Source organism: Streptomyces sp. NBC_01478 (assembly GCF_036227225.1).
Taxonomy (GTDB): Bacteria; Actinomycetota; Actinomycetes; order Streptomycetales; family Streptomycetaceae; genus Streptomyces.
In genome coordinates this window covers 1660709-1673425 of record NZ_CP109444.1, presented here as the reverse complement: position 1 = coordinate 1673425, position 12717 = coordinate 1660709, and the positions used below count along the sequence as shown (strand labels likewise).

Below are 12717 nucleotides of genomic sequence, written 5' to 3'. Positions count from 1 at the left end.
AGCATCATGACTGAGGTACTCACCTCGAAGCCGGACGTCCACGACATGGTGGTGGTGCACCGCACTTTCCGCCAATCGTGCGCGGCACTCCCGGAGTTGGTGCGGGGACTGCGGCCCGGCGACACCGTGCGGGCCCAACTGGTCGCGGAAGCCGTGGAGTTCATGCTCATGGGGCTGGAGGCCCACCACGTCAGCGAGGACGAATTCCTCTGGCCCCGGCTCGCGGCGCGGGTGGAGGTGCGGCCCGAGGCGATCACGCGCATGGAGGAACAGCACTACCGGCTCGAAGAGTTGGTCTCGGGGCTGAGGGGTGCGCTGGGCCGGCTGGCGGCCGATCCCCAGTCGCCCGTCCGTGAAGAAGTGGCGGCTCAACTCACCGAACTGGACGCGGTGTTGACCGCGCACATGGACGAAGAGGAGTCCACCGTCCTGCCGTTGGCCGCCGAACATCTGAGCGTCGCCGAGTGGGAGGAACTCGGCGAGATCAGCCTGGCGAAGCTGGACAAGAAGCATCTGCTGCGCGCCTTCAGCGCGTTGATGGCGGTGGCGACCCCGGAGGAGCAGCGGACTCTCCTCACCAAGGCACCCCTGCCCGCCCGCGTCCTGTGGCGGCTGTCCGGCCGCCGCTCGCACGCCCGTCGGGAGGCCCGCCTGTACGGGGCGTGATCGTCCCGGCGGGCCTGATCAGTACGGCTAGGGCGTGGCCGGAGAGGTGCTCGCGGTGCCGGTCGGATCCGTCGACGGGGTGTCCGCCGAGCTGTGGTCGGGGGAGAACCAGGCCAGGCCGACCAGCAGCGCCCCGAGGAAGATCAGCACGGCGGCGACGGTACCCGCCGTCCTCGACCGGCGCACGGAGCCGGTGCGGCCTCCCGTTCGCGGCCGGCGCCGGGTCCGGTGCGCGGGAGTGGTGCCGGTGCCGGTACCACTCCCGGCGGACGGGAAGGCGTACGTGGTCGCGGAGCCGGCGGCCGTGTTGTTCGTCCGGGGTGCGACGCCCGCATCCCAGGCGGCCACCTGCGGCGTCGGTGCCGGTGTCGGCTCGCGGTGCGGTGCGGCCGCCGGGAGGGGCTCGGGGCGTCCCCTCCAGGCGCCGGCGCCGAACCACTCGGCCGCCTGGCGCGCCGTAGGGCGGTCCTCGGGTCGTTTGGCGAGCAGGCCGAGCAGATAGTTCTCGAAGGCGGGCGGGAGTCTGACGCCGAGTTCCCGTGGTGGTACCGGGGCCGTGTCGAGGTGGTGGTGGAGGACGGCGATGGGGCTGCCGGCGCGGAACGGCGGGTTTCCGGTGAGGAGTTGATAGAGCACGCAGCCGAGCGAGTAGACGTCGGACGGCGGTCCGGCGGGCTGGCCGAGGGCGCGCTCGGGGGCGATGTACAGGCTGGTCCCGACGATCTGCCCGGTCGCGGTGAGCGCGCCGTTCGGGTCGTTCACGAAGTGCGCGATGCCGAAGTCGCCGATCTTCACGGAACCGTCGGCGTCGAGGAGAAGGTTGCCGGGCTTGATGTCCCGGTGCACGATGCCCTGTTCGTGCGCGGCGGTGAGACCGGCGGCCGAATGGGCGGCGATGCGGGCCACGTCCTCGGCCGGCAGGGAGCCCGCCTGGGTCAGGACGTGGGCGAGGCTGTCCCCGTCGACCAGTTCCATCACGAGGAACAGCCGGCCCTCCTGCTCGCCGAAGTCGAGGACGCCGACCACATGGGGGTGGCTGAGCCGGCCCGCGGTCTGGGCCTCCAGGCGGAAGCGGGCGGTGGCGGTGGGCTCGGAGTTCTGGGAGTGCAGGAGCTTGACGGCCACCGGCCTGCCGGCCAACTCGTCGTACGCCTGCCAGACCTCGCCCATCGCACCGCGACCGATGGTGGTGTTCAGCCGGTACCGGCCCGCTATCAGCACCTGTTGCTTCATCCTCACGCAATGAGACGGATCGACCGCTGCGGGCCATCTCCCTTTGAGGGAACGGGTGTTGGTGGGGTGGCACGCAGTTGCCCCAGCCTACTGGCGGACGGGCGGCGACCGACCCCAACAGCGGTTTCGACTGCGGTTTCGACTGCGACTTCGACAGTGACTTCCGGCAGTCGCGGCACGGTCGTCCGCGCGGGCACGGGGCCGCGGGCGGAGCGGCGGGTGCCCTGGAGGCCCGCTGGTAAAATGGGTGCACGCTTCGATGTCACCGGGGCCTGTACCAGGGGGTACGGGCCCCGGTGCCGTTGCGGGCATCACACTGAGGAAGGTTCCCCATGAACGCGAAGCCGCCGGCCGCTTCCTTCGACCGGCTCGGGCTGCCGCCGGAGCTGGTCGAGACGATGACCGGCCTCGGGGTGACCGAACCCTTCCCGATCCAGGCGGCGGCTCTGCCCGACGCGCTGGCCGGGCGCGATGTGCTCGGCCGGGCGCGCACCGGTTCCGGCAAGACGCTGGCCTTCGGTCTTGCGCTGCTGGTGCGGACCGCGGGCCTGCGGGCGGAGCCGAAGCGGCCGCTCGCCCTGGTCCTGGTGCCGACCCGGGAGCTCGCGCAGCAGGTCAGCGACGCGCTGGAGCCGTATGCGCGGACGATGGGGGTGCGGCTGGCGACGGTGGTCGGCGGGCTGTCCATCAACCGGCAGCAGGCGCTGCTGCGGACCGGCGTCGAGGTGCTCGTCGCGACGCCGGGGCGGCTGACCGACCTGGTGTCCCGCCGGGACTGCCTCCTGAACCACGTGCGGATCACCGTGCTGGACGAGGCGGACCAGATGTGCGACCTGGGGTTCCTGCCGCAGGTCTCGGACCTCTTGGCGCAGATCCCCGCCGACGGGCAGCGGCTGCTGTTCTCGGCGACGCTCGACGGTGACGTCGACCAACTGGTCAAGGACCATCTGCACAATCCCGTTCTCGCGTCGGTCGACCGGGCGTCGGGCTCGGTGACGACGATGGAACACCATGTGCTGAACATCCACGCCGCGGACAAGTACGCGACGGCGACCGAGATCGCCTCGCGGGACGGCCGGGTGCTGATGTTCCTGGACACCAAGGCCGCCGTCGACCAGTTCACCCGCCATCTGCGGGCCAGCGGCGTCCGGGCGTCCGCCCTGCACAGCGGGAAGTCGCAGCCGCAGCGCACGCACACGCTCGGCCAGTTCAAGGACGGTGAGATCACCGTGCTTGTGGCCACCAACGTCGCCGCCCGGGGCATCCACATCGACGCCCTCGACCTCGTCGTCAACGTAGACCCGCCGGCCAACTCCAAGGACTACCTGCACCGCAGCGGGCGTACGGCGCGTGCCGGCGAGTCCGGGAGTGTGGTCACCCTGGTCACCCCCAACCAGCGGCGCGATGTGAACCGGATGATGTCCGACGCCGGTATCCGCCCGATCGTCACGCAGGTCCGCTCCGGCGAGGAGCAACTGACCGCCATCACCGGCGCCAAGCGCCCGCCGACCGGGGCGAAGCCCACCGGCAACGCCCCCTTCCGCGGCATGGGCACCCGCCCGGGCCGACCCGCCAAGGAGTCCCGCAAAGCGGCCGAGGCCCGCAAGACCGCGGAAGCCCGCGCGGCAGCCCGGGTGCGCAAGGGCCGCTGACCTGCCCTTGAGGCACCTGCCGCTCACTTGTCCGCGACAGTGCCCTGTGCGGGGCCTCGACCCCGGAGCGTGACAAGGGCCAGCAGCGCGGAGCACAGAGCCGCCGTACCGCAGACGACGAAGCCGATCGAGTATCCGTGCCCCAGGGCGTCCAGCGCGAGCGGATGCAGGTCGGCCAGCTTCGGCGAGGCCGCCGAGGCACCGTTCACCGCGAGCGGACCGCCTTCTTCGAGTACGGCCGTGCCGGCGCCCTTCAGTGCCTCGGGCAGGGCGGAGTCGTGCAGGGAGTCGGTGAAGCTGCTCGCCGCGCGGCTCAGGGCGACGGCGCCGATGACGGCCGGGCCGAGGGTGAAGCCGAAGTCCCGGAGCAGGTTGGTGGTGGCGCTCGCCATGCCGGCGAGATGGGTCGACACGGTGTTGACGGCCGTCGCGGTGATCGAGGTGACGGTGACCGAGAAGCCCAGGCCGACCAGCCCGAGCGGCAGGATCAGCGAGGTGAAGGCGGTGTCGGTGATCGGCAGCGTGGCCGCCAAGTAGTCGCCCGCCGCGATCAACAGCAGCCCGGCGCCCAGGAGCAGCCCCGGTGCGACCGTGCGCAGCAGCCGTTCCGTCAGCGGCAGCATCACCAGCGTGATGCCGTTGAGCAGGACGAAGGCCAGGCCCGTCCGCATCGGGGCCTGGTCCTGCACCGGGCCGAGCCGGATGCTGACGGAGTAGGCGGTGCCCAGGAAGGCGAACATGCCCACCACGGCCACGACCGAGGCCACCGCGAAAGCCCGGTTGCCGAACAGATCCAGGCGCAGGAGCGGGGACTTGGCGCGCTTCTCGGCCAGCACGAAGGCGGCGAGGAACACGGCCGCCAGGACGAAGGCGATGACGATCGAGGGCGAGGCCCAGCCGTCCGTCGGGCCCTGGATGATGGCGTAGAGGAGAGCGAACAGGCCCAGGCCGATGGTCAGTTGGCCCGCGATGTCAAGCGAACGGCCTTCGGGGGCACTGGAGTTGACGGCGAACAGGGCGCTGACCGCCACACTCGTCGCGGCTACGGCGGCGACCACGACGAAGGACCAGCGCCACGAGCCGTAGGTGGCGGTCACGCCGCCGAGCAGTGGGGCGAGGAACCCGCCGGCGGAGAGCAACGCCGCCCACAACGCGATGACCCGGGCGCGCTGTGCGGGCGAGGTGGTACCGGCCGCCAGGACGGTCAGCGAGGTCGGGAACAGCGCGGCGGCGCCGAGACCCGCCAGGGCCTGCCCGGTCCAGAGCTGGTGGACACCGGAGGAGGTGGCGCTGACCAACTCGCCCACCACCAGCAGCGAGGCACCGCCGACCAGCAGCCGCTTGCGCCCGAACAGGTCGCCGAGCAGGCCGAAGGTCAGCTCCAGTACGGCGACCGGGAGCAGGAACGCGTCGGAGATCCAGGTGAGTTGGGAGCCCACCGGGTGCAGATCGGACTGGAACAGCCCGTTGAGCGTGGCCGGTATCGCCAGGCCGATCTGCGCGAGGCAGACGGCGAGGAGACCGGCGACCAGGGTGCCGGTGGTCAGACCGGGGCCGGTGGCGGTGGTTCTGGTGGAGGGTTCGGTCGTCATTGACACGGGGAGCTCCTGAGGCGCGCGAGCCGGGGACGGGAGGGGGAAAGCGGGCGGAAAACAGGGGAGGGGCGGGGAGGGGCGGGAACGCTTCGGGATCAGCGGGTGCCGGTCAGGCGGCTCGGCATCAGCGGGTACCGGTCAGACGGCTCGGCCGGTAGTCGGTGAAGGCGGCACCGTCGAGGCCCAACTCGTCGGCCCCGCGCTGGAGTTGGGCGGCGGTGGCGGAGTCGCCCCAGTGCCCGGTGTCCAACCGGTGTTCCACGGCGTGCAGACCGGCGACCACTTCGGCGGTGGTGAAGTTGCAGTGGCTCTGGCGGGCCACGTAGGCCTGTCGCAGCAGGGCGGAGTCGCCGGCCGCGCGCACCCGCTCGGCGAAGGCCGACTCCTGTTCCACAGGCACCAGTTGGTCGGCGGTGGTGTGGATGTCCAGCAGCGGCACGGCCAGTCCCTGGCCGGCGGTCGAGGTCCGCTTCAGACGGGCCACAGCGGCCGGGTCCGCCGTGATGTCCGCACCGTGGGTGAGCCGGTTCAGGTCGGCGCGCAGGTCGAGCCCCGCGTCGCGGTAGAGGGCCTCGACCTGCTTGACATGGGCGGACCCGCGCAGCAGCCCGGCGTAGTCGACGCCTTTGTTCCAGGACGTGTTGCCGCCGGCGGACTGCTCCACCGACCAGCGCGCCGGGACGATGAAGCTGAGCAGCCCCTGCGCCAGCCATGCGTACTGCTGCTGCTCCTGGCCCGCGAAGTCGCCGCGCGCGGGCGGCGGTTGGCCGGCAGCCCAGTCGGCCAGATTGAGGTAGGCGGCGGCCAGGGCGATCCGGGCACGGCCCGCCGGGGTCTGCTGCGCCGTCTGCACGGCCTGTGTGAGCCGGCCGGCGAGGGCGGCGCCGTCGGCCTGGCTGTCGAGGTCCACCAGGGCGTCGGCGTCGGCGGGGTCGAAGAACGTGGCCAGCGTGTACTCGGCGTCCAACTGGTAGTTGTCGAGATCGACGCCGCCCGCGACCAGGCCGCACAGGCCGAGCGCACCGTCGACACGGCCCGCGCCGTCCCGGGCGATCCGCGCGTTGACGAGGCCGCCCATGGACTGGCCGACCGAGATGACCCGGGTCGGTGTGCCGATCTGTTGCCGGACGGCGGCGAGCGCGGCGAACTGGTCCCGCTCGGCCGAATCGAGCGCCCACATCGAGCCGTTCGGGTCGTAGGAGGAGCCGGCGAGGGCGTAACCGGCGTTCAGCAGAGCCTGGCTCACGGCGGGCGACGGGGCGTCGGCGGCGGTGGTCGGTCCGAAGCCGTGGCTGAACAGCAGCAGGGTGCCGTTCCACTGCTCGGGTGTGTCCGCGATCCAGGTGGCGCCGTCGGTCAGCGTGCCGGAGTAGTGGCCGGCGGTGGTGGCGTGGGCGCCGGTCGCCGGGCCGAGCAGGGCGGTCGCGAGGGCGGTCGCGCAGACGGCGGCGAGGGTCGAGAGACGGGGTCGGGGCATGGCGGCGGCTCCGCGGGTCGAGGGGGGACCGAGTGGGGGAGCGTGCTGGGCGTACGAGGTGGGCGTGCGACTTGGAAGAGCGGTGCGAATGTAGGGCTCTTTTTTCATGGCCGTCAAGAGAGTGACCAATAATGAGGCAGGGGAATCCGCGGGTGGACGCACAAGGGCCGGGCATGGACCCGAGGTGGACGCGAAGGGGCCGTGCGCGCGGATCAGTCCAGCGTCAGGGTGTCCAGCAGACGTACGGCCGCGCGTGCCGCCGGGCGTTCCCAGCGGCTGGCCAGACCGCGGAAGACGGTCTCCGCCTGCGCGGCGGGCCAGTCCCCGGGGAGGTGCTCGGCGGGCAGATGCGGATCCCGTCGTACGAGATCCAGCCAGTCGGTGTGCAGCAGGAGTTGACCCGCGAGGTCGTCGCCGGAGGCCGCCGCGGGGAGGGGGTCGGTGCGGTCCCAGCGGTCCAGGAACGACCGGTACCGCGCGCCGATGGCCGGTACGTCGAAGGCCTGCTCAAGGACCTCGCGGACGTCGGTCGGCGACTCCACCTCCGCGCGGAACACCCGCAGATACGGTTCCAGGCCGAGCCCGGCCACCATCTCGCGGACGTCGACGGGTGCCGGGGCCACCCACAGGCCGTTCTGCAGCGGGCCGAAGCCCGCCCAGATCAGGCGGGAGCGCAGGTCGTGCCGTTCACGGCTCCAGGCCTCGGGCAGGGAGAAGCCCACCATCGTCCACCGGCCGTCCCAGTCCCGGTTGACCGCGCCGGTCTGCCAGATGCGGTTCCTGCCGTCCGTCAGCACCTGCACGGCGTGCGGCGTCAGCGCGAAGTACGTCTTGCGGCCCTGCCGGCGACGCTCCAGCAGATCGCGTTTGACCATCCGGTTCAGGGTGGTCCGCACCGCCTCCTCGGTGCTCCCCGCCCTCCCGAGGGCGGCGATCACGCTGCCCGACGACACGGCGACGGGCCGCCCCAGCACATGAGCGCCGAAGAAGGTCAGCATCAGGGACTGGGTGCGCGGCTCGGGGCCGCTCTCGGCGGCGGGTCCGGCGGCGACGTCGACACTGGTCACCGGCACAGCGTAGGCCCGAGGATGGGTGTACGGGGCCACTGTTCCGCTAACTGTGTCAAGTCTGTAACGGCGATCGGATAACGGTCAAGGGTTGGGGCCGGGTGGGCATCGCGGCTTCCCGGCATCCTGGCTCAGAAGGCGAAAGCCTCGGTCAGGCGCAGGTTGTAGCCGTCCTCTTCCATCAGGATGACCGTGACGCCGAACGGGGAGGGGTGGTCCAGCTCAAGGGGAGTGAAGGCGTAGTCGACCGCGGCCTGGACGGGCGGCACCAGCTTGCCGTCGGGCTGCGGAGCCGGGGCCGGCTCCCAGCGCGATGCGGCCGAGGCCGGGTCCTCGCTGTAGGGGAACTGGTGGAGCGTGTGGCCGTCCTTCGTGGCGTGCACCATGTTCAGGCAGAGGGACGGGCCGTCGACGGGCAGTTCGCAGGTGGTGGCGACGTCCTGGGTCTCCCAGGCGAGCACGATCTCGTCGGCGTTCGCCGCCGCAGCGATGTTCGACAGTGACGCGATCGCCGTGAGCGCGTCCTCGCCGGAGGTGACCGGGCGCAGCCAGATCAGACCGACCAACTCGCCGCGCACGAGCGGCATGATGACCGGGCGGGGCACGGCGCCTTCGCTGAGACCCGCGACGTACGCGCTCTTCATCGACTCCGTCAGCGCGTCGAACGTACGCGTGTCCATGAACTCCCCATCCGCAGCGGCTGTGTGGCGTCCATTCTGCCCCGGTCGCGGAGTGCGTGAGGCCGTCCCCGGGAGTGCCGCCCCTGAGAGTGAAAGAGGCCCCGGCTGGACGGGGGAGACCAGCCGGGGCCGTACCTGGTGGCGTGCGGAGGGCGGTCGCCTCTCGGCGAAAGGCTCCATGGGGCTTCAGCCGGACGATCGTCCCCATGGGCTATAGGTGAGGCCCGGGGACACTGTCCCCTCCGCAGCCACATAGACATGAACGGGCGACCCGGCCCAGTTGTTCCCGCTCAAGCCCCACCGGTGACTGTGACCTGCGGAACACCTCGGCCGGAGGCCTCAGTCGAGGTAGTCGGCGATCAGGGCCGCGAACTCGTCGGGGGTGGCGAGGCGGATACCGAGGGTCTCGGCCTTGGCGCGCTTCGACCCCGCGTTCTCACCGGCCACGACCAGGGTGGTCTTCTTGGAGACGCTGGAGGAGGAACGGCCACCGGCGCGCTCGACGAGTTCGTTCATCTGGTTGCGGCTGAGCTTCTCCAGGGGGCCGGTCATCGCACCGGTGACGACCACCGTCATCCCGGCCAGCGGCCCGTCGGCCGTATCCGCGGCTTCCGTACCGTCGGCAGCCGCGTCATCCGTCGTGAGGTCGGGCGGGGTCGCGCCGGGCTCGGTCATGTTGACCCCGGCGGCGGCGAGTCTGTCGATGAGCGGGGCGAGTTCGGCCAGTTCGGCGACGATCGAGGGGGCTTTCTCGGTGCCGATGCCCTCGACCCGCTGCATCGCCTCCGCGTCGGCGGCCCGGATGATGTCCATGGTCGCGAAGTACCGGGCGATACGGCGGGACATGGAGCGACCGGTGCCGCGCACCCCGAGCGCGCACAGCACCCGTGACAGCGGCTGGCCCTTGGCGGTGACGATCGCGGCGAGGAGGTTGTCGGTGCTGGTCTCGCCCATCCGCTCCAGGCCCAGGAGCTGCTCGCGGGTCAGGGCGAACAGGTCGGCGAGATCGGCGACCAGCCCGGCGTCGACGAGCTGGACGACACGGGTGTGGCCCAGCCCCTCGATGTCGAGCTGGTCACGGCCGGCCGCGTACGAGAGGGCGGCGACCAGGTGGCAGTTGCGGCCCTGTTCGCAGCGCCAGCGCAGCTCGCTGGTGTCGATGCCGGAGCCGCACCGCGGGCACACCTCGGGGAACACGATGGGCTGTTCGTCACCGGTGCGCAGATGCGCGACCGGGGCTTCGATACGGGGGATCACGTCACCCGCCCGGTGCACCATGACGTGGTCGCCCAGGCGCAGATCGCGGCGGGTGATGTCCCCCGGGTTGTGCAGGGTGGCGTAGGTGATCGTGGCGCCGTCGATCTCGACCGGCTCCAGGACGGCGCGCGGGGCGATGATGCCGGTGCGGCCCACGTTCCACTCCACCTCCAGCAGCCGGGTGATCTTCTCGACGGCGGGGAGTTTGTAGGCGATCGCCCAGCGCGGTGCGCGCGAGCCCGACCCGGCGGCCCGCTGGTCGGCGGCGAGGTCGGCCTTGATGACGATCCCGTCGATCCCGAACGGCAGTTGGGCCCGGAGCGCGGCGATCTCCTGAACCCGGACGAGCACCTGCTCGACGGTGTCGGCGGTGATGCCGGGCACGGCGGTGGTCGCGGTGGTGTTGACCCCGTAGGCGGCGGCCTGGTTCATGAGGTCGCTGTGGGCCAGCTCGGCGAGGCGGGCCGCGAGATCGGGCTCGGTGTCGGCGACGGGGATCAGGCCGTAGCCGAAGAACGTCATCGGCACCGTGTAGGCGCGCTCCTTGGCGCGCAGGGTGCCCGCCGACGCACCGCGCGGGTTGGCGAACGGCTGTCCGCCGTGCGCGGTGCGGACCTCGTTGCCGTGCTCGAACTGGGCGGTGGTCATGAGGACTTCGCCGCGCACCTCGACGGTGACCGGCTCGGCCAGCTCCTGCGGCAGGCCCTCGATGGTGCCGATCGCGTGCGTGACGTCCTCGCCGGCCGTGCCGTCGCCACGGGTGATGAGCCGGGTGAGTCGGCCGCGCGTGTAGCGGGCCGCGATCGCCAGGCCGTCCAGCTTCGGCTCCACGCTGAACCGCGTGACCTCGTGGTCGATTCTTCGGGCCAGCGAGGCGGTCCAGGCGGTGAACTCCTCCGGCGAGAACACGTTGTCCAGACTCAGCATCGCCACCGTGTGCGGGACATCGCCCTCGACCGCGCCGCCGGCCACCTTCCCGGTCGGGGAGTCGGGCAGCACCTGGTCGGGATTCTCGGCCTCCCACGCTGCGATGCCGCGCACCAGCCGGTCGTAGGAGTCGTCGTCCAGCGCGGAGGTGCCGGCGGCGTAATAGGCGGCCGACGCCTTCACCGCGTCCTCGACCGCCTGCGCGTAGGCGGCGGCATCCACGATCACAGCTCCAGGAGTTGTCATGACTCTCATCCTGCCTGCCACCACTGACAACGCCCCGGGCCCGAGGGCGACCGCGCGTCGGGCCGACGAGGTTCCGTGGGCACAGCGGATCCTGAGCGTGTCGCCGCGACTCCGGTCGATCCGGGCCCGCCGCCCGGAGACAGGCTCCGGGGTGCCAGCATGCTCCGGTGAATCTGCGTCGTCCGGGCGGCGGCAGCGAACACGACGAGGCGCCGCTCGACGCTCTGCGTCGTGAACTGCGCGAAGAGGTGGGCCTCGTCGTCGACGCCGATGCGCCTCACGTGTGGCACCAGGAAGCCACGGCGTCCGGCCATGCGGCGGGACACGACGGGGTGATCAACGACTGTTTCCTCGTGCGCACCAGAAGGGGTCCCGGCCGGGCCCGTGTCGCTCGGCTTGTGAGAGGGCGTCCGCGCGACCGGACATCCGACGCCCTCTCCGAGACCGGCACCCGGTCCGTTCGGATGGTCAACCCACGGGCGAAGTGGCGAAGGCGTGCGAGTTCGCGGCGGCTGTGCCGGTCTGTTTGAGCACCCGGGCCGGTTCGGGCGAGGCGGGCCAGAACTGCAGCAGATACCGGTCGCCGGTCCGGGGCTCGTCGTCCTCCCGGACGTTCTTGCGCAGGCCGTCGTCCATGCCGGTGGCGGAGTACCGCACGCGGTGGTCGCGCTCCTCCAGGCCCAACTCCCACGAGGCTTTTCCGTTCCACTGCCGCAGCTTCGTCTCCTGTGACACCGGCCGGAAGGGGACCTCGACGATCTCCTCCCAGGTCTCGTCCAGTGCAGGCGGGCTGTCGTGCAGCTCGACGGTGAAGCGGACACCGCCGATGCGCAGGCCGGTCAGCAGTAACAGTGTCCCGTCCGTCCCGGCCCCGCAGAGCCCGACACCTTCCTGCCCGGCGAAGGCGTCGTACAGGTCGCATTCGTCCCCGCCGCTCTCCACGAAGACCTGTCCGTAGTCGACATGGACCTCACCACTGACCAGCACCTTCATTGATCCCACCCTCACCTCGGCCGACTTGTGCTGCGATCCTTCCAGTCGGCACTGACAACGGTCCGGGTGGGGGCGGCTCCGGCTGATGTCGAAGCGGGCTTGTCACGCTGCCTGGTCGGCCTTCCGCCCCTCCGGTGCCCGTCAGTCCTCCGGCTCGGACGTCCGTTGCAGATCGGCCCGTCCCTCGGCGGCGCGGATGAAGCGGGTCATGCCGAACTGGTTTGTTCCGGGGGCGTCTTGGGAGGTTCCGGTCGCGGATTCGGTGGAGCGCGAGGCGGTCGGCAGGACGTAGGGGCGGCGGAGTACCTCGTCGAGGATGATCACGGTCTCGGTCGCGCGGACCGCAGGAATCGTGGACAGCCGGTCGGTGACCAGGCGGTGCACGGCGGTGACGTCGGCCACCCGGATCTGGATCATGGCGTCGTGCTCGCCGGTGGTGACGGCGCAGTACTCCACCTCCGGCATCTGGGCCAGCGCCGTGCGGAACTGCTTCCACAGCTCCTGGCGGACCGTGACGAAGATCAGCGCGCAGATCTCCAGCCCGACCCGGTTGTGGTCGACGCGGGCGCTGAAGCCGTTGATCACGCCGTCGGCGCGGAGCGCTTCGAGACGGGTGTAGGCGTTCGCGCGGGAGACGCCGACGCGCTCCGCGAGGGCCGCGACGGAGATACGGCCCTGGGTGCGCAGCACGTCGAGGATCTTGAAATGCACCGAATCCAGGGCAAGACCGATGCCGATCCGTCCAGAGCGGCGCTCGCCCGGGGTCTCCGGGGTCGACAGATCTTCCATGTTCGCGCCTCTCCGTTGCATTTCGTCTCGTGCTGGTCCCGTCCGCCGAGAGTCCTGGTTAGTTTCAGCCAACCCTAACGGCGAATCGTCCAGGCTCCCTCCCGGTGTCCGCCCGTTCCCGCACGGCCTTCTTCC

General features: G+C 71.3%; 12 protein-coding genes. 4 read left to right on the top strand and 8 right to left on the bottom strand.

Annotated features, from left to right (window positions below):
* Positions 1 to 6: 6 nt before the first annotated feature.
* The gene (locus tag OG223_RS07605; protein WP_329244207.1) at positions 7 to 666 is read left to right on the top strand and encodes a hemerythrin domain-containing protein; all 660 of its coding nucleotides are present in this window, start codon (positions 7 to 9) and stop codon (positions 664 to 666) included.
* A 27-nt stretch (positions 667 to 693) separates the two neighbouring features.
* Here OG223_RS07605 and OG223_RS07600 read toward each other — a convergent pair whose 3' ends face one another.
* Positions 694 to 1899, bottom strand: coding sequence for a serine/threonine-protein kinase (locus OG223_RS07600; protein WP_329244205.1), 1206 nt, complete (start codon positions 1897 to 1899; stop codon positions 694 to 696).
* Between the two features lie 77 nt (positions 1900 to 1976).
* Between OG223_RS07600 and OG223_RS07595 the strand changes: the two genes are divergently transcribed.
* Positions 1977 to 2141 carry a hypothetical protein gene (locus tag OG223_RS07595; RefSeq protein ID WP_329244202.1) on the top strand — a complete coding sequence of 55 codons (165 nt, stop codon included), beginning with the start codon at positions 1977 to 1979 and terminating at the stop codon, positions 2139 to 2141.
* A 90-nt stretch (positions 2142 to 2231) separates the two neighbouring features.
* Positions 2232 to 3551, top strand: a complete 1320-nt coding sequence (locus OG223_RS07590) for a DEAD/DEAH box helicase (protein WP_329244199.1) — start codon at positions 2232 to 2234, stop codon at positions 3549 to 3551.
* A gap of 23 nt (positions 3552 to 3574) precedes the next feature.
* Here OG223_RS07590 and OG223_RS07585 read toward each other — a convergent pair whose 3' ends face one another.
* The 5 genes from OG223_RS07585 to ligA form a co-directional block, all read right to left on the bottom strand.
* Positions 3575 to 5143, bottom strand: a complete 1569-nt coding sequence (locus tag OG223_RS07585; RefSeq protein WP_329244196.1) for an MFS transporter — start codon at positions 5141 to 5143, stop codon at positions 3575 to 3577.
* Between the two features lie 127 nt (positions 5144 to 5270).
* Positions 5271 to 6623 carry an alpha/beta hydrolase gene (locus OG223_RS07580; protein ID WP_329244194.1) on the bottom strand — a complete coding sequence of 451 codons (1353 nt, stop codon included), beginning with the start codon at positions 6621 to 6623 and terminating at the stop codon, positions 5271 to 5273.
* 212 nt (positions 6624 to 6835) lie between these two features.
* Positions 6836 to 7696, bottom strand: coding sequence for a PaaX family transcriptional regulator (locus OG223_RS07575; protein ID WP_443073832.1), 861 nt, complete (start codon positions 7694 to 7696; stop codon positions 6836 to 6838).
* Between the two features lie 125 nt (positions 7697 to 7821).
* On the bottom strand, positions 7822 to 8370 hold the full coding sequence (locus tag OG223_RS07570) for a hypothetical protein (RefSeq protein WP_329244188.1): 549 nt from the start codon (positions 8368 to 8370) through the stop codon (positions 7822 to 7824).
* 339 nt (positions 8371 to 8709) lie between these two features.
* Complete coding sequence (ligA, locus tag OG223_RS07565) at positions 8710 to 10800, bottom strand: NAD-dependent DNA ligase LigA (RefSeq protein WP_329244186.1); 2091 nt, start codon at positions 10798 to 10800, stop codon at positions 8710 to 8712.
* Between the two features lie 167 nt (positions 10801 to 10967).
* On the opposite strand from ligA, the gene OG223_RS07560 reads away from it, so the two are divergent.
* Complete coding sequence (locus OG223_RS07560; RefSeq protein WP_329244182.1) at positions 10968 to 11330, top strand: NUDIX domain-containing protein; 363 nt, start codon at positions 10968 to 10970, stop codon at positions 11328 to 11330.
* Here OG223_RS07560 and OG223_RS07555 read toward each other — a convergent pair.
* Positions 11269 to 11793, bottom strand: a complete 525-nt coding sequence (locus OG223_RS07555) for a hypothetical protein (protein WP_329244180.1) — start codon at positions 11791 to 11793, stop codon at positions 11269 to 11271. The two genes, OG223_RS07560 and OG223_RS07555, sit on opposite strands and share 62 nt — an antisense overlap.
* Positions 11794 to 11934: 141 nt before the next feature.
* The gene (locus OG223_RS07550) at positions 11935 to 12582 is read right to left on the bottom strand and encodes an Lrp/AsnC family transcriptional regulator (protein ID WP_329244177.1); all 648 of its coding nucleotides are present in this window, start codon (positions 12580 to 12582) and stop codon (positions 11935 to 11937) included.
* Between the last annotated feature and the right edge of the window lie 135 nt (positions 12583 to 12717).